This window comes from Pseudomonas sp. R1-43-08, assembly GCF_003852255.1.
In the GTDB taxonomy this organism is placed as follows: domain Bacteria; phylum Pseudomonadota; class Gammaproteobacteria; order Pseudomonadales; family Pseudomonadaceae; genus Aquipseudomonas.
On record NZ_CP027734.1, the window covers coordinates 3367633 to 3386054 of the forward strand.

The window sequence follows — 18422 nt, forward strand, 5'->3', positions numbered from 1 at the left end:
TCTATTCCCTGGCCGCGTTTATTTTTCAGCCCCATGGAATAACCTTGAGCGCCGGACGTCTCCCTAGTCCCAGCGTAGCGACCAGCCAGCCCCCCATGCATGAACTCGACGAACAGTTACGTGAACTCATCCCCAGGCTGCGGCGCTTTGCCGTGTCCCTGACCCGTAACGCCAGCAGCGCCGACGACCTGGTGCAGGCCACCCTGGAACGGGCGATCATCGCGTGGGCCGACAAACGCATCGAAGGCGACCTGCGTGCGTGGCTGTTTTCGATCCTCTACCGGCAGTTCCTCGATGCTCACCGGCGCAGCCGACGCTACGCACGCATGCTCGAATTCTTCACCGGCCGCGACGATGCGCAGCCCTCGGTGGAGCGCACAGTGATGGCCCAATTCACCCTGCAAGCCTTCGACCAGCTCACTACCGAGCAACGCGCCCTGCTGCTGTGGGTGTCGGTCGAAGGCTTGAGCTACAAGGAAGTCGCCGAAATACTCGACGTGCCCATCGGTACGGTGATGTCGCGCCTGTCCCGCGCCCGCCAGGCCCTGCGTCAACTCAGCGATGGCGAAATTGCCAGCCCTTCCCTGCGGATACTCAAATGATCAGCCTACCCCCCAGCGAACGCGACTTACACGCCTACGTCGATCACCAATTGCTCGACAGTGATCGCCGGGCACTTGAAACCTGGCTGGCGAGCCACCCCGACGTGGCTGCCCAAGTGCATGCCTGGCAACAGGATGCGCAATTATTGCGCGCCTCTTTAAGCGGTGCCCTGCAACAGCCGGGTAACCCGGCACTGGACCCGGCGCTGATTCGCCAGCGCATCAAGCGCCAGTCCCGCCGCCACCTCGCCACGGCCGCGCTGCTGCTGATTGCCATCAGCCTCGGCGGGATCGGCGGCTGGCACGCCCGCGACGCCGCCCAGCCAGCGCTGCTGCCGATGGCCGATGCCATGCAGGCGTATCGCTTGTTTGCCCAGGACGGCATCATGCCTGCCGACTACAACGCCCAGGACCGCACCACGATGCAAGCCTGGCTCGACCGCTATTTCAACCAGGCCCATCGCTTGCCCGACTTGAGCCAGGCGGGGTTCACCCCGGTCAGCGGGCGCCTGCTCACCACCGACCAAGGCGCAGCGGCCATGGTGCTGTACGAAGACGCGCAAGGACGGCGCATCAGCTTCTACATTCGTCCGCCAGGCCCGAACAACGGCTTCCTGCCCCGTGGCAGTCGCAGCGCCGACGGTTTGCAGGCCGACTACTGGTCGGGCGGCGGGTACAACTATGCGATGGTCAGCCCGGTGGATCAGGCCGCCCCGCCGCAAATCAAGTTCTAGACGCCCACGTCCGGCCAGCTATGCACCGCCTTCTCTATTGGTCAAATCGCATCAGGCGCCCTAAAGTAAGCGACCAACGCAATAACGAGTGAGCTGTATTGGCCGTGCTTTCCCTGATCCGCCGCCTGCTGGGCAATACCCATCGAGTTTCGCACGCCTCGCCCGTTCCGGCGTTTTTCCACAACAAGGCCCGGCAACAGGGCTACACCCTCAGTGCCGGCCAGGTGCAGGCAATTGCGGCCATGGCCCGCGAGACCCAGCACCTGCTCGATGGCCGACCCACGCGCAGCCTGTACCTGCACGGCCCGGTGGGGCGCGGCAAAAGCTGGCTGCTCGACGGTTTTTTCCAGGCGCTGCCGATCACCAACAAGCAGCGCGTGCACTTCCACGACTTTTTTGCCGAACTGCACCGGGGCATGTTCCGGCACCGCGAGCAGAACGACGCGCTGGCCGTCACCCTCGACGAACTGCTGGCGGGCTGCCGCGTGCTGTGTTTCGACGAGTTCCATGTGCACGATATCGGCGATGCCATGCTTATCAGCCGCTTGTTCCAGGCCTTGTTCCGGCGCGGTGTGCTGGTACTGGTGACCTCCAACTATGCGCCCGAGGGCCTGCTGCCCAATCCGCTGTACCACCAGCGCTTCAAGCCGGTGATCGATCTGATCGCTGCGCGCATGGACGTGCTGGAAGTCAGCGCTCCCGAGGATTTTCGCCGCCTGCCCCAAGCGCATGCCGAGCAGCGCTTCAGCACTGGCCAGTACGTCTGGCCCGGCAGCGTGGCGCAACGTGCGGCGCTTGGCCTGCCCGCCGCCGATAGCCCGGCGCTGCCCTTGGCCGTCGGCAACCGGCAATTGCTGTGCCGTCGCTGTGAAGCACGCAGCATCGCCTTCACCTTCAACGACCTGTGCGAACAGCTCACCGCCGTGATGGATTATCTGCTGCTGTGCCAGGACTACGACCACTGGGTCATCGACGGCCTGCCCCACCTCGCCGACTGCCCGATTGCCGTGCAGCAACGCTTCATCAACCTGATTGACGTGCTCTACGACCGCGACAAACAGCTGGTCCTGATCGGTGAACAACCCCTGGAGCACGCCTTGAGTGGCGAGGCCATCGACCTTGCCCGTACCGCCAGCCGCCTGGGGCAATTGCACGTGAGCAGCGTGCAACCGGCGCCCGACCCGGTATCATGAGCGCCTTTTCACGCCCCTTGCCGAGTGACCGCCGTTGATCAATACCCTCGCCCAACTCAAGGCCGGCCAATTGGCCGGTGCGACACGCCTGGACCTGGCCTGCGGGCTGACCGAATTTCCCCGGGAAATCTTCGAACTGGCCGACTCGCTGGAAATCCTCAACCTCACGGGCAACGCCTTGAGCAGCCTGCCCGACGACCTGCACCGCCTCAAACACCTGCACGTGCTGTTCTGCTCGGATAACGCTTTCACCGAACTGCCGGCATGCCTGGGCCAGTGCGCCGCGCTGAGCATGATCGGCTTCAAGGCCAACCAGATCCGCCACGTGCCCGCCGCCGCCCTGCCGCCGCAGTTGCGCTGGCTGATCCTCACCGACAACTGCATCAGCCAACTGCCCGACGAACTCGGCCAGCGCCCGCTGCTGCAAAAGCTGATGCTGGCCGGCAACCAACTGACGCACTTGCCGCCCAGCCTGGCCCAATGCGAAAACCTCGAGCTGATCCGCATCGCGTCCAACCGCCTGACGCACCTGCCGCACTGGCTGCTGACGCTGCCCAGCCTGACGTGGCTGGCCTATGCCGGCAACCCGGTGGAAATGGCCGTGGACGTGGCCGGTGACGACGAGACAGCGGATATTCCCTGGGACGAACTGGAACTGGGTGACGTACTCGGCGAAGGCGCCTCGGGGATTATTCGCAAGGCCTTGTGGAAGCCCCGCGCGTTACCCGTCGCGGTCAAACTGTATAAAGGCACGATCACCAGCGACGGCTCGCCGCTGCACGAAATGCAAGCGTGCATCGCCGCCGGGCTGCACCCCAACCTGATCAGGGTGCAGGGGCGCATCGTCGGCCACCCCGCCGATCAGGCCGCGCTGGTGATGGACCTGATCGATCCGAGCTACCGCAACCTCGCGGCGTTGCCGAGTCTGGCGTCCTGCACGCGGGATATCTACGAACCGAGCCTGCGCCTGAGCCTCGACGTGGCGCTGCGCATGGCCCGCGGCATCGCCTCGGTGGCGGCGCACCTGCACCGGCACGGCATTACCCATGGCGACCTGTACGGCCACAATATTTTGTGGAACAGCGCGGGCGAGTGTTTATTGGGGGATTTCGGCGCGGCGTCGTTTCATGCCACGACGGACACCCTGGAAACCAGGGCGTTGCAGCGCATTGAAGTACGCGCTTTTGGGGTGTTGTTGGGGGAGTTGCTGGAGCGGGTTGATACGAAGATCGCTGCCGAACTGGAACAGCTGCAAACACGCTGCTGCCAGCCCGATGTGCTGGCGCGCCCGAGCTTCGAAGATATCGAAGCCGTACTGCAATCTTTCCAACACCACTAACCAATGTGGGAGGGGGCTTGCCCCCGATAGCAGTGGGTCAGACACAGATAGTGTGGCTGATACACCGCGATCGGGAGCAAGCCCCCTCCCACATTTTTTACCGCGTTTTAACCCGCCAGGCCGACGAACATATCCTGCACGTCATCGTGGTTGTCCAAGCCTTCCAGGAAGGCTTCGACTTCCGCCATCTGCTCCTCGCTCAAGCCGGTCACCGGGTTCTTCGAGATGTAGCCCAACTTGGCCGACAGCACGGTGAAACCCTGCTCCGGCAAGGCTTTCTGCACCGCATCCAGGTCGGTGGTTTCGGTGATGAACAGGCTGGTGCCAGCTTCTTCGCCGTCTTCGAAATCCTGGGCGCCGGCTTCGATGGCGGCCATTTCCGGGTCAGCGTCCGGGGTGTCCGGCGATGCTTCGATCAGGCCGACGTGGTTGAAGTCCCAGGCCACCGAGCCGGAAGCGCCCAGTTGCCCCTTGCGGAACGCCACGCGGATTTCCGCCACGGTGCGGTTGATGTTGTCGGTGACGCACTCGACGATCAACGGCACCTGGTGGGGGGCGAAACCTTCGTAGGTCACGCGGTGGTACTGCACGGTTTCACCGAGCAGACCGGCGCCCTTCTTGATTGCGCGGTCCAGGGTTTCCTTGGGCATCGAGGCCTTCTTGGCCTGCTCCACCACCAGCCGCAGGTGGGCGTTGGTCGAGGTGTCCGCACCGTTGCGGGCGGCGATGGTGATTTCTTTCACCAGCTTGCCGAAAATCTTGCCCTTGGCATTGGCTGCCGCTTCTTTATGTTTGACTTTCCACTGTGCGCCCATGACTCACTCTCTACTATCCATGGCGCCGAAACGTCTACTGGCCGGCGCTTTGGGGGCAGAGTTTATAGCGCAGCCACGCATCGTTCCACCAAAAAACCCTCAAGGCGCCAACTCGAAAAACGCCTGGATCAAGCGCAGCGGCCGGCGCCGCTCCAGGCAGCCGAGACTGTGCCGGTTCAGCAGGCCATCGCCGAGAATCGGCACGGCGTGTACGCGCGGGTCCTGGCTGACCTCTATCGACGACACCACCCCCACGCCCAACTCGGCGGCAACCGCTTCGGTCACCGCTTCCCGGCTGTCGAGTTCCAGCAGCACCCTGGGCCGCACCTGGGCGGCCAGGCACGCGTCATCAAACGTACGCCGGGTGATGGAGCTGGGCTCGCGCAGCACCATGATCACCTCGTTCAACTGCGCCAGTTCAATGCCCTCGGGCTGCGCCGCCCAGGGATGCGCGGCCGGCACCAGCGCGCAGATACGCGACTCGCCCAAGGGTTGCAGGTGCAGGCCATTGCGCGGTTCCACTTCGGTCAGCACCGCCACGTCTGCATGCTCCGACAACAAGGCCGCGAGGGTTTCCTGGGCATTGCCCAGGCGCAGGTTCACCGTGATCCCTGGATAGCAGGCCCGCAAGCGGGCGATCATCGGCATCACCAGATGCGGGCCGTCCGCCGCCACTTCCAGGCGCCCGGTGAGCAATTGGCGATTGGCTTCAAGCATGGCCTGCGCCTCGTCGACCAGACCGAAGATCGCGCGGGTGATCGCCGCCAGGCGCGCGCCCTCTTCGGTCAACTCCACTCGCCGCGCGGTGCGTCGCAGCAAGGGAATCTGGTAGTGCTCTTCCAGGGCCTTGATATGCCCGGTCACCGCCGGCTGGCTGATGAACAGCCGGGCCGCCGCCCGGGTAAAACTGCCCTCGCGGGCCACGGCATCGAATGCGCGCAGTTGAAACAGGTTCATAGCTATCGGCCTCACTGATGGCTCGCATAACAACAAACAATTTGATTGATGACAAGCCAAACTGCAATTTAGGCGCCGTAGAGTCGACCCGTTGTTTTACGAGGAGCCAAGATGAGCACTGCCGCGATGCGCACTGCCACGCCAATCCTGCTGACCCCCGGCCCCCTGACCACGTCAAACCGCACCCGTCAGGCGATGATGGTGGACTGGGGTTCATGGGATGAGCGTTTCAACCAACTCACCGCCAGCGTTTGCGAGCAATTGCTGGCGATCATTCAGGGTGCCGAGCGTCATCATTGCGTGCCGTTGCAAGGCAGCGGCACCTTCGCCGTCGAAGCCGCCATCGGCACCCTGGTGCCGCGCAACGGCAAGGTGCTCGTATTGATCAACGGTGCCTACGGCAAGCGCCTGGCGAAAATCTGCGACGTGCTCGGCCGGGCGTTCAGCACCTTTGAAACCCTGGAGGACGCACCCACCGCCGCCGCCGATGTGGACCGCCTGCTGCACGCCGACGCCGCCATCACCCATGTCGCGCTGATCCACTGCGAAACCAGCACCGGCATCCTCAACCCGCTGGCGCAGATCGCCGAGGTGGTCAAACGCCACGGCAAGCGCCTGATCATCGACGCCATGAGTTCCTTCGGGGCATTGCCGATCGACGCCCGCGAAGTGCCGTTCGACGCGCTGATCGCCGCCTCCGGCAAATGCCTGGAAGGCGTGCCGGGCATGGGGTTTGTCTTCGTCGAAAAAACCGCGTTGGCCGCCAGCCGAGGCAACTGTCACTCCCTGGCGATGGACCTGTTCGACCAGCATCACTACATGGCCCAAACCGGCCAGTGGCGCTTCACTCCGCCCACCCACGTGGTCGCTGCCCTGCACGAAGCGCTGCTGCAATACCACGAAGAAGGCGGCCTGAGCGCCCGCTATCAACGCTACGCCACTAACTGCCGGACACTGCTGGACGGCATGGCCGAACTGCACTTGCGCAGCTTCCTGCCAGCGGCGATCCAGGCACCGATCATCGTCACCTTCCACGCACCGAAGGACCCGCGCTACCAGTTCACAGAATTCTACGAACGGGTCAAGGCCAAGGGTTTCCTCCTGTATCCGGGCAAATTGACCCAGGTCGAGACCTTCCGCGTGGGCTGCATCGGCCAGGTCGATGCCGCAGGCATGCAGGCCGCCGTCAACGCCATTGCCCAAGTGCTGCAAGACATGGACGTGCTGGACATCTGATTTCCCCTTTACCGACAGGATCTGCACCATGAACTATCAAAACCCCACCACCCTCCAGGCCGTCATCCTCGACTGGGCCGGCACCGTGGTCGACTTCGGCTCGTTTGCGCCCACGCAGATTTTCGTCGAGGCCTTCGCCGAGTTCGGCGTACAGGTTTCCATCGAAGAAGCCCGTGGCCCGATGGGCATGGGCAAGTGGGACCACATCCGCACGCTGTGCAACCAGCCGCAGGTTGCCGAGCGCTACCGCCAGGCGTTCGGTCGCACGCCCACCGACGACGACGTAACGGCGATCTACCAGCGTTTCATGCCGTTGCAGATCGAGAAAATCGCCGAGCACTCGGCGCTGATCCCCGGCGCCCTCGACACCCTCGCCGGGCTGCGCGCACAAGGTATCAAGATAGGATCCTGCTCTGGCTACCCCAGGCAAGTGATGGACAAAGTGGTCGCCCTGGCCGCCAGCAACGGCTATGTCGCCGACCATGTGGTGGCCACCGACGAAGTCCCCAACGGCCGCCCGTGGCCGGCACAGGCCCTGGCCAATGTGATCGCGCTGGGCATTGACGATGTGGCGGCGTGCGTGAAGGTCGACGACACCGTGCCGGGCATACTGGAAGGCCGCCGCGCAGGCATGTGGACCGTGGCGCTGACCTGCTCCGGCAACGCCCTGGGCCTGACCTACGAGCAATTTCGGGGCTTGGACAGTGCCACACTGGCCAGCGAGCGCCAGCGAATCGAAGCGCTGTTCGAAGGCTCACGCCCGCACTACCAGGTGGACACCATTATCGAGCTGCCGCAGGTGATCGCCGATATCAACGCGCGCCTGGTGCGAGGGGAAATGCCGCAAAGCGACTGACCGAGGTCAAGGCAACCGCATTCGCAACGGGCGAAGCGCTTGAAACAGGCATACAGTTACCCTACTCCGTCAAAGAACGGAGGCATGCCCTGACAAGTGAGGAACCCAGTAATGCCGTGGAAAAATTCCGATACACGCTACAGCACCATGTCGATTGCCTTGCACTGGTTGATGGTGGTGCTGCTGGCGGTGGTTTACGCCTGCATTGAACTGCGCGGGCAGTTCCCCAAAGGCAGCGGCGCACGCACGCTGATTGTCGAAATGCACTTCATGCTTGGCCTCACCGTGTTCGTGCTGGTGTGGTTGCGCCTGTTTGCGCGCAGCCTGGGCGTTGCACCGAAAATACTGCCGCAGCCGCCACAATGGCAGAGCCTGCTGGCAACCCTGACGCACGCTGCGCTGTACGCCCTGATGATCGGCATGCCGATTGCCGGTTGGCTGATCGTCAGTGCCGAGGGGCATTCGGTGATGTTCTATGGGATGGAGTTGCCGCCGCTGATTGGCGAGAACAAGGCCTTGGCCAAGCAGATCGAAGGCTGGCATGTGTGGTTCGGCAAGGCCGGCTATTGGCTGATCGGGCTGCATGCGCTGGCGGGGATCTTTCATCATTATGTGCTGCGCGATAACACGGCGCTGCGCATGATGCCGGGCCGGAGTATTCGCTGAGCTAGGCGTTGAAGCCTCGGCGGCCTTGCAAGCCGCCGGTATGGAGGAAGATCAGCCGAGTGCCGGCCGCAAAACGTCCGGCGTCGATCTGCTGCTTCAGCGCCAGCAGCGCCTTGCCGGTGTAGAGCGGCTCCAGGGGTATGCCACACGCCTGTTGCGTGCTGTCGATGAATTCGAGCAATAGCGGGTCGACGCTGGCAAAGCCGCCACGGCTGGCGTCAAGCAAGTGGTAGCCGTGCTGCACGATGGCATTGACGTTCTGCGCCACACCGTGATCATCCGGCACCGCCATCGCCCCGTACACCGCATGCGCGCCGGCCTCGGCCAGCGCCAGGCCGGCCAGGGTGGTGCCGGTGCCAGCCGCCAGCCACCAGGCGTCGTAGTCGGCCCAGCCCAGGTTCGCCAATTGCGCCTGCGCCTGTTCGAGCAATACCGCGCAACCCAACGCTCCGGTCAATCCGCCACCGCCTTCGGCCACCGGGTACAAATGCGGATACTGCTCATGCCAAGGCAACCAGAACCCCGGCGCATGCCGCTCGCGATAACCGCCATAGCCCAGCCAATGCAGGTGCATGCCGAAGGCTTTCAGGTCGAGCACGGTGGGGGTGTCTTGGGGATGGCCGCGCAGCAGGCCGACAGTGGGGAAGCCAAAGCGCTTGCCCGCCGCCGCCAGTGCATGCAGATGGTTGGAGTACGCCCCGCCGAGGCTGATGATGCCGCGGGCGCCAGCCTGTTGCGCCTGGGCCAGGTGGCCGCTGAGCTTGAACCATTTGTTGCCGCCGATCAGCGGGTCGATGCGGTCCAGGCGCAGTACGGCCAACTCGACGCCCTGCAGCCAGTCCAGTTGCACGGGTTCAAGAGAAGCATGGGGGAGCCAGTCGAAAGGACCCATGAGGGCGCATCTGCCTGAAAAAAGAGCGGCAGTCTACCACCGCTCCTGTTCTTCACAGCTCCTGTGCTTCAAAGCTCGGCGGCGAGACGCGAGCCCTGGTTGATGGCGCGCTTGGCGTCCAGTTCGGCCGCCACATCGGCACCGCCAATCAGGTGCACATGCTGCCCGGCGGCGACCAGGCCGTCGTGCAGTTCGCGCAGCGGGTCCTGGCCGGCGCAGATGACGATGTTGTCCACCGCCAGCACCTGGGGCTCGCCGTCGGCGCCGATGCGGATGTGCAGGCCTTCATCATCGATCTTCAGGTATTCGACGCTGTTGAGCATCTGCACCTGTTTGTTTTTCAAGCCGGTGCGGTGGATCCATCCGGTGGTCTTGCCCAGGCCGTCGCCGACCTTGGACGCCTTGCGTTGCAGCAGGAACACCTCACGCGCCGGTGCATGCCGCTCGGGCTTGATCCCGGCCACGCCGCCACGGGCCTCAAGCTGGGTGTCGATGCCCCACTCCTTCCAGAACGCTTCACGGTCCAGGCTGGTAGACACGCCCTGATGCACCAGGAATTCCGACACGTCGAACCCGATGCCGCCAGCGCCGATCACCGCCACACGCTTGCCTACCAGCTTGCGCTCGAGGATCACATCCAGGTAACTCAGCACCTTGGCGTGTTCCACACCGGGGATCGCCGGGGTACGCGGCGCGATACCGGTGGCCAGGATCACCTCGTCATAACTGCCCGCCACCAGTTGCGCCACGTCGACACGGGTGTCGAGGCACAGCTCGACATGGGTAGTCTGCAATTTGCGCTTGAAGTAGCGCAGGGTTTCAAAGAACTCTTCCTTGCCCGGCACACGCTTGGCGATGTTGAACTGGCCGCCGATCTCGCTGGCGGAATCGAACAGCGTCACCTGGTGGCCGCGCTCGGCGGCCACCGTTGCCGCCGCCAGGCCGGCGGGGCCGGCGCCGACTACCGCGATTTTCTTGATCTGCTTGACCGGCAGGTAATTAAGCTCGGTTTCATAGCACGCCCGCGGGTTGACCAGGCAAGTGGTCAGCTTGCCGCCGAAGGTGTGGTCCAGGCACGCCTGGTTGCAGCCGATGCAGGTGTTGATCTCGTCGGCGCGCCCGGCCGCGGCCTTGTTGACGAACTCCGGGTCGGCGAGGAACGGCCGCGCCATGGAGACCATGTCGGCGTCGCCTTCGGCGAGGATCTGCTCGGCGACTTCGGGGGTGTTGATGCGGTTAGTGGTGATCAGCGGGATCTGTACCGCCCCGCGCAATTTGGCGGTGACCTTGCTGAACGCCCCGCGCGGCACCTTGGTGGCGATGGTCGGAATGCGCGCTTCATGCCAGCCGATGCCGGTGTTGATCAGGGTCGCGCCGGCCTGCTCGATGGCCTTGGCCAGTTGCACGACTTCGTCCCAGACGCTGCCGCCCTCGACCAGGTCGAGCATCGACAGGCGAAAGATAATGATGAAATTCGGGCCTACCGCTTCACGCACCCGGCGCACGATTTCCACGGCCAGGCGCATGCGGTTTTCAAAGCTGCCGCCCCAACGGTCGGTGCGGTGGTTGGTGTGGGCGGCGAGGAACTGGTTAATGAAGTAGCCTTCGGAACCCATGATTTCCACGCCGTCGTACTCGGCGACCTGGGCCAGCAGCGAGCAGGTGACAAAATCCTGGATCTGCTTCTCGATGCCCTCCTCGTCCAGCTCCTTGGGCTTGAACGGGTTGATCGGCGCCTGGATCGCGCTCGGCGCCACTTGCTTGGGGCTGTAGGCATAACGCCCGGCATGCAGAATCTGCATGCAGATCTTGCCACCGGCGTCGTGCACGGCTCGGGTGACGATCTTGTGTTTTTGCGCTTCTTCGTCGGTGGTCAGCTTGGCCGCACCGGCATACACGCCGCCTTCATCGTTGGGGCCGATGCCGCCGGTCACCATCAGGCCGACGCCGCCACGGGCACGCTCGGCGAAGTAAGCCGCCATGCGCTCGAAACCGCCGGGCTTTTCTTCCAGGCCAGTGTGCATGGAGCCCATCAGGGTGCGGTTGCGCAGGGTGGTAAAACCCAGGTCCAACGGGGCCAGCAAATGCGAGTAGGCAGCAGCGGTCATGGTACAGCTCCACAACGGATCATCACGGGACGTGGAGGGCTCGAATGGCACCCCATCGGTTTATGTCCCACAGACTAAGAGGCGAGCACCTACCGCTCAATGACTGAAACTGACAAGTTATTGATCCAAATGCACAGCACCCCTTGGCAAGCCAGGCCATGGGCCCTACCCTAGTCGCGAACCCTGCCCCCGGTGTGTTGTCTGTTGCCCCATGCGTAAATTACTCGTGTTCACCGTCTCCATGGCCCTGGTTGCCGCCCTTGCCGCGTATCTGGTCTGGACCCAGGAGCGCCCCGTGGGGCATTACCTGTCAGACCTGCGCATCACCCTCGCCGTCAACGAAGGCCAGCCGGCCGAGCGTGGCAACCTGCTGGGCATCCAGCCGGAGCTGTTCCCTGCCGACTACCAGAGCCTGGAACGCCTGCACTTGAAGCTCTCGGCCTATCTGCAAAAGGCCCGTGAGCTGGGCTTGATCAACAACAAGACCATCGTGGTGCTGCCCGAGCACATCGGCACCTGGCTGATGCTGGGCGGCGAGAAAAACGAGTTGTACCAGGCGCCTCATCTCAGGGACGCGATGAACTGGTTGTCGATCAGCAACCCGGTGCAGTTCATGCGCGCCTGGATCAGCGCCACCGGCGAGAACCGCATGGACGATGCGTATTTGCGCATGAAAGCGCCGGGCATGGCGCGCGATTACCAAGTGCTGTTTGGCGGCTTGGCCAAGGAGTTCGGCGTGACCCTGGTGGCCGGCTCCATCGCCCTGCCCAACCCGAGTGTCAGCCTGGGGCAACTGCAGGTCGGGCACGGCGCGCTGTACAACGTCAGCCTGGTGTTTGCCGCCGACGGTTTGCCCCTGGGCCAGCCGCAACGTCAGCTGTATCCGATCTACGACGAACGCGGCTTTATCGAGCCGGGCGATGAAAACATCGTCAGCGTGGTCGACACCCCGGCCGGGCGCCTGGGCATCCTGATCGGCAGCGACAGCTGGTACCCGGATAACTACCGCAAGCTCAACGATCAAGGCGCCCAATTGGTTGCGGTGCCGGCCTACGTGACCGGGCGCGACACCTGGGACCGCCCGTGGCGCGGCTTCAAGAGCGTGTCGACGCCGTCGGAAGTCAGCCTCAAACCCGAAGAAACCAGCGAGGGCGAAGCCTGGCGCCGCCTGACTCTGATCAGCCAGCCACCGATCAGCCAAGCCACGGCGGGCATGAGCGTGTTTTTGCGTGGGCAGTTCTGGGACCTGGGCAGCGCCGGGCAAAGCTTCCTCAGCCGCAACGGGCAACTGTTCGCCGATGGCGATGCCCGTGGTGCGCGCCTGCTGAATATTTGGCTGTAAGCGCGTGAAGCCGGTGCGCCTGGGGGATTTGTCGGTGGGCTTCGTGCACACCCTGGCCGATGCCGTGCACAGCCACGGCTTGGACCCGCAACCGCTGCTGCTGCAATACGGCCTGGACCCCGCCCGCCTGGCCGAAGCGGGCGCGCGTTTGTCGATACCGCGCTATATGCGCCTGGGCCATGCGGCCATCCAACTGACCGGCGATGCGGGGCTGGGCCTGCGCATGGGCCAGCTCAGCCGCCTGAGCCAGGCCGGACTCGCCGGTGTCACCGCGGCCCAGGCACCGACTGTGCGCGAAGCCGCGCGTACGCTGACGCGTTTCGAACCCTTGTATGGCTCCAACTACCGTGGGCAATCGAGTTTTCATGAGGACGCCGAAGGCGCCTGGCTGCGGTTCTATTCGATCAGCCCCTACAACGCCTATAACCGCTTTGTGGTGGACTCGATCATCGCCGGCTGGCTGCATCAACTGTCGAGCCTGGCGCAACAAAGGGTGCAGGCCCAGCGCATCGAAATCGAGTTCGAAGCTCCCGAGTACAGTGAGCGGTATGACGTGCTGGGGGCCGCACCGCTGCAGTTCGGTGCCGAGAACAATCAACTGCGCCTCAGCCAACCTACCCTGGCCCTGCGCAACCCGCACCACTGCCCGAGTACCTGGCAGCTGTTGCTGCAACTGTGTGAACGGGAACTGGAGCAGCTGACGCGCACCCGCAGCCTGCGCGAGCGCATTACCCGGTTGCTCGGGCCGATGCTCAATGGCGGCCGGGAACCCGACCTGGAAGAAGTGGCGGCACGTTTGAAGCTGCCCACCTGGACACTGCGCCGCAAACTGACCGACGAGGGCACCCAGTTCCGCGCGATTCTCAACGACACCCGCCGCGACCTGGCCATGACCTACATTCGCGATACGGAACTGGCTTTCGGCGAGATCGCCTACTTGCTCGGTTTCGCCTCAGCCCAAGCCTTCCAACGCGCCTTCAGGCGCTGGAACAACCAGACCCCAGGGGAATTTCGCCGCAGTCAGCGGCATTCCGCCTGAAGTCGGGCTTACAGCTCGGTGGCATCGTCGACCGGGTCCAGCGGGTCGAATTCGAATGCCTGGTACTCCAATAGTTCTTCCTGGTAATCGTCCATGGGGGACTCCTTGTTGAGTTAAAAGCGGCCGCACGGTTAATGACCTGCACGATCAGCCTAAAGTGCCGTCATGACGAAAAAATGTCTGTGCCATGACGTTCCTGCACTCGAAGATTAAACGCGTCGGCGGCGGACAGATTTAGCAGATCAGCGCTGGCGCGCAATTGCAATCATTGCAATTGCAATTACAAGTCGAATTCCATTAGGGTAGGCCCTCTGTTGTCAGGAGCCACGCCCATGCCCGCCTCTACCGCGAATGCAGCGCAATTGTGCATCGACGCACTCACCCCCTGCGCGCACGCGCGCAACTCGCCGCTGTACACGGTCATGACCATGGCCAACACCTTGGAATCGAGCCGCCAAGCCTGGGTGATTCGCGGGCAGTCACGTAGCCGGCGTGTGGGCAATTGGCCCACCTGGTTTGCGCGCAACACCGGCGAAAAACCGCTGCTCTACCTGCACAGCGTGACGTCGTCCGCGCAGCTGTGCGCATTGTCAGACCAGACCGCCCAGCGCGGCATCTTGTGCAACGACAGCGAAACCCAGCCATCGCCTTGGCCGAAGGGCGCGCAGCCGTCGTTGCCATTGTGGCTGTCGGCCAATCCACGCTGCACGCCCTACGACCCCGCCTCAGGCGAAGAAGCACAGGCGATCGTGCTGGCGGGGTTGCGCACGTTATACGTCGATGGCTCGCCGGGGTTTTATTACCTGGCGTTGCATGACCAAGAAAGCGCCATCGCACCGCAGGCGCTGGACCGTGAAGGCATGGTCAAGGGCATGTACTCCGTGCGGCGACCGGGCGCAGGGGCGGCAGTGCGCCTGCTCGGTGCCGGCCGGGCACTGGAGGAGGTGATACACGCGGCGCAGTTGCTGGAAGATGAATGGGGCATCGCGGCGCACGTCTGGAGTTGCCCCAGTTACACCCGGTTGGCCCGCGAGGCGGCGGCCGCTGAGCGCTGGAACCGCCTGCATCCGCGCGCGCCCAGGCGCAGCTGCCATCTGCGCGACTGCCTGGCGGGGAGCCGGGCCCCGGTGGTTGCCGTCACCGGCTACCCACAGGCGGTTGTCGATCAGTTGGCGGCGCATGTGGATACGCGCTTCGTGGCGCTGGGCGCAGGCTCGGTGCAGGCAGCCGCACCGAACCGGTATTGGATTGCGGTGTTGGCGCTCAAAGCGTTGGCCGATGAGGGGCATCTGGACACACAAAGTGTGGAAAACGCCCTGCAGCGCTATCACTTGAAATGACGGGAATACAGCCTCTTTCTCACTTCATCAGGTTTTGCGCCGGCCACGGGTTTGCACAGCGGCACCCATCGCCAACCCTGCCGTACGCTCCAGCGCATCGGCAAAGGCCTGGCGATGCTCAGGCGCGATCTGCGACAGGAACAGCTCGTCCACAGTGCTCTCGTAGATTTTCCACATTTTTTTGCGCAGGGTGCGGCCCGCCTCGGTGATCGAGGCAAACGCCGCCCGGCCATCACCGTCGGAGCGCGAGCGCACCACCAGGCCATCTTTTTCCAGGCGGTCGACCAGACGCGTGAGGTTGTAACGCTCGATGGCCAGTACATCGGCCAGTTCATGCATACGGCGAGTGCCCTCAGGACCGCTCTCCAGTCCCCACAGCGCGTCGTACCAGGCGTACGGCGGCAGTTGCGCCTCGGCCAACCGGCGCTCGATTTCACGGATGACCGTCCTGTGAGCCCTGACAAAACGGAACCATACATCAGGCTCTTTCGACGACATGCAACACCATCCGGGGAATTTCAAGAAGGTTGCAATAGTAGCTCATCCCGGGCTAAATTCCGTCATGTCGTTGCAATTGCAATCATATTACGCCACGCCCACAAGGCGTTCACCGCCTGGAATCCGCTTACCCTGGAGCCTCATATGAACCCGAATAACGCCGCGTCCCTGGACAACGATCCGCAGGAAACCCGCGAGTGGCTGGACTCCATCGAATCGGTGCTGTCGGCCGAAGGCCGCCCCCGCGCCCATTACCTGATCGATCAGTTGCTGGATTTCGACGTCGCGCGCCACGGTGACTTTTACGGACGGGTGACTACCCCTTACGTGAATACCATTGCCGTCGATCGCCAGCTGCCCTACCCCGGCAATCTGGACATCGAACGCCGGACCAACGCATTTATCCGCTGGAATGCCATGGCGATGGTTTTGCGTGCAGGCAAACACTCCGGCGTGGGTGGGCATATTGCGACCTATGCGTCAGCCGCAGTGCTGTACGACGTAGGCTTCGACCATTTCTTCCGTGGCCGAACCGACACCTTCGACGGCGACCTGGTGTACATCCAGGGCCATTCCTCCCCTGGCGTCTATGGCCGCGCATATCTGGAAGGCCGTATCAACGAAGCCCAACTGGATAACTTTCGCCGCGAGGCCGGCGGGGAAGGCCTGTCGTCATACCCTCACCCACGGCTGATGCCGGACTTCTGGCAATTCCCTACGGTGTCCATGGGGCTCGGGCCGATCACTGCCGCGTACCAGGCGCGTTTTATGCGTTACCTGGAGTTTCGCGACCTCAAGCCACACCAGGGGCGCAAGGTATGGGCGTTCCTGGGCGATGGCGAAATGGACCAGCCGGAATCCCTGGCCGCCATCTCCGTCGCGGGCCGTGAAAAACTCGACAACCTGATCTTTGTCGTCAATTGCAACCTGCAGCGCCTGGACGGCCCGGTGCGCGGTAATGCCAAGGTGATCCAGGAGTTCGAAAGCCTGTACCGCGCCGCCGGCTGGAATGTGATCAAGGTAATCTGGGGCGGTGGCTGGGATGCGCTGCTGGAAAAGGACCACAGCGGCCTGCTGCGCCAACGCATGATGGAATGCGTGGACGGCGACTACCAGAATTACAAATCCCAGAATGGCGCCTACGTACGCGAACATTTCTTCGGCAAATACCCGGAGTTGCTGGCGCTGGTTGCAGATATGTCCGACGACGATATCTGGAAACTCTCACGGGGCGGGCATGACCCGGACAAGGTCTACAACGCCTACGCCGCCGCCGTGCGGCACAAGGGCCAGCCCACGGTGATCCTGGCCAAGACCGTAAAAGGCTTTGGCATGGGCGAAGCTGGCGAAGGCCAGAACATCAACCATCAATTGAAGAAGATGGGGGCGGACGCGGTGAAAGCCTTCCGCGACCGCTTCGGGCTGGAAGTGGCCGATGACCAGCTCGACGAAATCCCCTATCTCAAACCCGCCGCCGACAGTGCCGAAGCCCGCTACTTTGCCGCCCGACGCCAGGCCTTGGGCGGCTATGTGCCCGCTCGGCACAGCAGCGTCGCGCCGTTGACGATCCCGCCGCTGTCCGCCTTCGCTACCCAGCTCAAGGACACCGGCGAGCGTGCGATTTCCACCACCATGGCGTTCGTGCGCATCCTCGGCACGCTGCTCAAGGACCCACATCTGAGCAAGCTGATCGTCCCCATCGTGCCGGATGAGTCACGCACCTTCGGCATGGAAAGCCTGTTCCGGCAGATCGGCATCCACTCCGCCGTCGGCCAGCTGTACACCCCGCAGGACGCTGGGCAACTGAGCTACTACAAGGAGAGCAAGGACGGACAGATCATGCAGGAAGGCCTGAATGAATCGGGTGCCATTTCCTCGTGGATCGCGGCGAGTACGTCCTACAGCAACCACGGCCTGATGACCGTGCCTTTCTATATCTTCTATTCGATGTTCGGCTTCCAGCGCGTCGGCGACCTGGCCTGGGCGGCCGGGGATGCGCGGGCCCGTGGTTTTCTGCTGGGGGCCACGGCCGGTCGCACCACCCTGATGGGCGAAGGTTTGCAACATGACGACGGGCACAGCCATATCCTGGCGTCAGTGATTCCGTGCTGCGTGGCCTATGATCCGACCTTTGCCTACGAGCTGGCGGTGATCATTCGCGAGGGCATGCGCCGTATGTATGTCGAGCAAGAAGACATTTACTACTACATCACCCTGCTCAACGAAAACTACCCGCACCCGGCGATCCCCGAAGGCGTGGAGGATGGCATCCTCAAGGGTCTGTATCCATTGAGCACACACCCCGACGCACAGGTGCAATTGATGGGCAGCGGTTCGATTTTGCGCGAAGTGATCGCCGCAGCGGCCCTGCTTGAACAGGATTTTGCCGTGCACAGTGACGTATGGAGCGCCACCAGCCTGACTGAGCTGCGCCGTGACGGGCACGCAACGGAGCGCTGGAACCTGCTGCATCCGGAGGGCGAGCCACGCCTGAGCTACGTGGAACAGTGCCTCGTCGGTCAAACCGGGCCGGTGGTGGTGGCAACGGACTACATGAAATTATTCGCAGACCAGATCCGCCCTTTCGTACACAACCGCCGCTTCGTGGCGTTGGGAACCGATGGTTTCGGGCAGTCGGATACGCGGGAAGCGTTGCGGGAGTTTTTTGAAGTGGATCGACACTTCATCGTGCTGGCGGCGCTGAAGGCACTGGCAGATGACGGCGTGATAGGCCGTGACAAAGTCGTGGAGGCCATCAGCCGCTACGGGATCAATGCCGACAAGGCAGACCCCGTAGCGGTGTGA

Annotated in this window: 16 protein-coding genes; 11 read left to right on the forward strand and 5 right to left on the reverse strand. The window is 63.3% G+C overall.

Translation table 11 applies throughout. The features are described from left to right. Nucleotides 1-95: 95 nt before the first annotated feature. From C4J87_RS15390 to C4J87_RS15405, 4 genes are all read left to right on the forward strand, one after another. On the forward strand, nt 96-602 hold the full coding sequence (locus tag C4J87_RS15390; RefSeq protein ID WP_124367485.1) for an RNA polymerase sigma factor: 507 nt from the start codon (nt 96-98) through the stop codon (nt 600-602). Next, entirely contained in the window at nt 599-1336 is a 738-nt protein-coding gene (locus tag C4J87_RS15395; RefSeq protein WP_124367486.1) for an anti-sigma factor, read from the forward strand. The genes C4J87_RS15390 and C4J87_RS15395 overlap by 4 nt, the downstream gene beginning before the upstream one ends. A 98-nt stretch (nt 1337-1434) precedes the next feature. Beyond that, complete coding sequence (gene zapE / locus C4J87_RS15400; protein ID WP_124367487.1) at nt 1435-2529, forward strand: cell division protein ZapE; 1095 nt, start codon at nt 1435-1437, stop codon at nt 2527-2529. A 37-nt stretch (nt 2530-2566) separates the two neighbouring features. Beyond that, nucleotides 2567-3868, forward strand: coding sequence for a protein kinase (locus C4J87_RS15405; RefSeq protein WP_124368984.1), 1302 nt, complete (start codon nt 2567-2569; stop codon nt 3866-3868). Between the two features lie 107 nt (nt 3869-3975). Here C4J87_RS15405 and C4J87_RS15410 read toward each other — a convergent pair whose 3' ends face one another. Both C4J87_RS15410 and C4J87_RS15415 read right to left on the reverse strand, forming a co-directional pair. After that, nucleotides 3976-4683, reverse strand: a complete 708-nt coding sequence (locus C4J87_RS15410; RefSeq protein ID WP_124367488.1) for a YebC/PmpR family DNA-binding transcriptional regulator — start codon at nt 4681-4683, stop codon at nt 3976-3978. A gap of 99 nt (nt 4684-4782) precedes the next feature. Beyond that, complete coding sequence (locus tag C4J87_RS15415) at nt 4783-5640, reverse strand: LysR substrate-binding domain-containing protein (RefSeq protein WP_124367489.1); 858 nt, start codon at nt 5638-5640, stop codon at nt 4783-4785. A gap of 126 nt (nt 5641-5766) precedes the next feature. On the opposite strand from C4J87_RS15415, the gene C4J87_RS15420 reads away from it, so the two are divergent. From C4J87_RS15420 to C4J87_RS15430, 3 genes are all read left to right on the forward strand, one after another. Beyond that, on the forward strand, nt 5767-6876 hold the full coding sequence (locus tag C4J87_RS15420; protein WP_124368985.1) for a 2-aminoethylphosphonate--pyruvate transaminase: 1110 nt from the start codon (nt 5767-5769) through the stop codon (nt 6874-6876). Between the two features lie 28 nt (nt 6877-6904). Further along, nucleotides 6905-7732: a phosphonoacetaldehyde hydrolase gene (gene phnX / locus C4J87_RS15425; protein WP_124367490.1), complete on the forward strand. Its 828-nt coding sequence runs from the start codon at nt 6905-6907 to the stop codon at nt 7730-7732. A 111-nt stretch (nt 7733-7843) separates the two neighbouring features. Beyond that, the gene (locus C4J87_RS15430) at nt 7844-8398 is read left to right on the forward strand and encodes a cytochrome b (RefSeq protein ID WP_124367491.1); all 555 of its coding nucleotides are present in this window, start codon (nt 7844-7846) and stop codon (nt 8396-8398) included. Nucleotide 8399: 1 nt separating this feature from the next. On the opposite strand, the gene C4J87_RS15435 is transcribed toward C4J87_RS15430, so the two are convergent. Continuing rightward, nucleotides 8400-9290, reverse strand: coding sequence for a 1-aminocyclopropane-1-carboxylate deaminase/D-cysteine desulfhydrase (locus C4J87_RS15435; protein ID WP_124367492.1), 891 nt, complete (start codon nt 9288-9290; stop codon nt 8400-8402). Between the two features lie 68 nt (nt 9291-9358). Beyond that, entirely contained in the window at nt 9359-11398 is a 2040-nt protein-coding gene (locus tag C4J87_RS15440) for an NADPH-dependent 2,4-dienoyl-CoA reductase (protein ID WP_124367493.1), read from the reverse strand. A 211-nt stretch (nt 11399-11609) separates the two neighbouring features. Here C4J87_RS15440 and C4J87_RS15445 point away from each other — a divergent pair, with 211 nt between their 5' ends. The 3 genes from C4J87_RS15445 (at nt 11610) to C4J87_RS15455 (ending at nt 15119) form a co-directional block, all read left to right on the forward strand. Beyond that, nucleotides 11610-12740: a carbon-nitrogen hydrolase family protein gene (locus tag C4J87_RS15445; protein ID WP_124367494.1), complete on the forward strand. Its 1131-nt coding sequence runs from the start codon at nt 11610-11612 to the stop codon at nt 12738-12740. Between the two features lie 4 nt (nt 12741-12744). Continuing rightward, nucleotides 12745-13779: an AraC family transcriptional regulator gene (locus C4J87_RS15450; RefSeq protein ID WP_124367495.1), complete on the forward strand. Its 1035-nt coding sequence runs from the start codon at nt 12745-12747 to the stop codon at nt 13777-13779. A 332-nt stretch (nt 13780-14111) separates the two neighbouring features. Next, entirely contained in the window at nt 14112-15119 is a 1008-nt protein-coding gene (locus C4J87_RS15455) for a pyruvate dehydrogenase (protein ID WP_124367496.1), read from the forward strand. A gap of 27 nt (nt 15120-15146) precedes the next feature. On the opposite strand, the gene C4J87_RS15460 is transcribed toward C4J87_RS15455, so the two are convergent. Then, nucleotides 15147-15617: a MarR family winged helix-turn-helix transcriptional regulator gene (locus C4J87_RS15460; RefSeq protein ID WP_124367497.1), complete on the reverse strand. Its 471-nt coding sequence runs from the start codon at nt 15615-15617 to the stop codon at nt 15147-15149. A gap of 144 nt (nt 15618-15761) precedes the next feature. Here C4J87_RS15460 and aceE point away from each other — a divergent pair, with 144 nt between their 5' ends. Next, nucleotides 15762-18422 (forward strand): pyruvate dehydrogenase (acetyl-transferring), homodimeric type, encoded by a 2661-nt coding sequence (aceE, locus tag C4J87_RS15465; protein WP_124367498.1) that lies wholly within the window; start codon nt 15762-15764, stop codon nt 18420-18422.

What these genes read in the sequence shown, in the direction of transcription:
- C4J87_RS15390 (WP_124367485.1), top strand. Translation starts at nt 96, where the DNA reads ATGCATGAACTCGACGAACAGTTACGTGAACTCATCCCCAGGCTGCGG.
- C4J87_RS15395 (WP_124367486.1), top strand. Translation starts at nt 599, where the DNA reads ATGATCAGCCTACCCCCCAGCGAACGCGACTTACACGCCTACGTCGAT.
- C4J87_RS15410 (WP_124367488.1), bottom strand. Translation starts at nt 4,683, where the DNA reads ATGGGCGCACAGTGGAAAGTCAAACATAAAGAAGCGGCAGCCAATGCC.
- C4J87_RS15415 (WP_124367489.1), bottom strand. Translation starts at nt 5,640, where the DNA reads ATGAACCTGTTTCAACTGCGCGCATTCGATGCCGTGGCCCGCGAGGGC.
- C4J87_RS15420 (WP_124368985.1), top strand. Translation starts at nt 5,767, where the DNA reads ATGCGCACTGCCACGCCAATCCTGCTGACCCCCGGCCCCCTGACCACG.
- phnX (WP_124367490.1), top strand. Translation starts at nt 6,905, where the DNA reads ATGAACTATCAAAACCCCACCACCCTCCAGGCCGTCATCCTCGACTGG.
- C4J87_RS15430 (WP_124367491.1), top strand. Translation starts at nt 7,844, where the DNA reads ATGCCGTGGAAAAATTCCGATACACGCTACAGCACCATGTCGATTGCC.
- C4J87_RS15435 (WP_124367492.1), bottom strand. Translation starts at nt 9,290, where the DNA reads ATGGGTCCTTTCGACTGGCTCCCCCATGCTTCTCTTGAACCCGTGCAA.
- C4J87_RS15440 (WP_124367493.1), bottom strand. Translation starts at nt 11,398, where the DNA reads ATGACCGCTGCTGCCTACTCGCATTTGCTGGCCCCGTTGGACCTGGGT.
- C4J87_RS15445 (WP_124367494.1), top strand. Translation starts at nt 11,610, where the DNA reads ATGCGTAAATTACTCGTGTTCACCGTCTCCATGGCCCTGGTTGCCGCC.
- C4J87_RS15455 (WP_124367496.1), top strand. Translation starts at nt 14,112, where the DNA reads ATGCCCGCCTCTACCGCGAATGCAGCGCAATTGTGCATCGACGCACTC.
- C4J87_RS15460 (WP_124367497.1), bottom strand. Translation starts at nt 15,617, where the DNA reads ATGTCGTCGAAAGAGCCTGATGTATGGTTCCGTTTTGTCAGGGCTCAC.
- aceE (WP_124367498.1), top strand. Translation starts at nt 15,762, where the DNA reads ATGAACCCGAATAACGCCGCGTCCCTGGACAACGATCCGCAGGAAACC.